Source organism: Flavivirga aquimarina (genome assembly GCF_030540835.1).
In the GTDB taxonomy this organism is placed as follows: Bacteria; Bacteroidota; Bacteroidia; order Flavobacteriales; family Flavobacteriaceae; genus Flavivirga; species Flavivirga aquimarina.
Genome location: NZ_JAUOEK010000146.1, coordinates 1 through 309, shown reverse-complemented (window position 1 = coordinate 309; position 309 = coordinate 1). Strand labels below are relative to the sequence as shown.

The 309-nt window shown below is 51.1% G+C and carries 1 rRNA gene; it reads left to right on the top strand.

From position 1 onward, the window contains the following. Positions 1–309, top strand: a 16S ribosomal RNA gene (locus Q4Q35_RS15535); the annotation flags it as partial.

The window sequence follows — 309 nt, the reverse complement described above, 5'->3', positions numbered from 1 at the left end:
GTCGAGGGGTAACGGGGTAGCTTGCTACCGCCGACGACCGGCGCACGGGTGCGTAACGCGTATACAATCTACCTTATACTGGGGGATAGCCTTTAGAAATGAAGATTAATACCCCATAGTTTGCATAGATGGCATCATTTGCGCAATAAAGGTTACGGTATAAGATGAGTATGCGTTCTATTAGCTAGTTGGTATGGTAACGGCATACCAAGGCCACGATAGATAGGGGCCCTGAGAGGGGGATCCCCCACACTGGTACTGAGACACGGACCAGACTCCTACGGGAGGCAGCAGTGAGGAATATTGGAC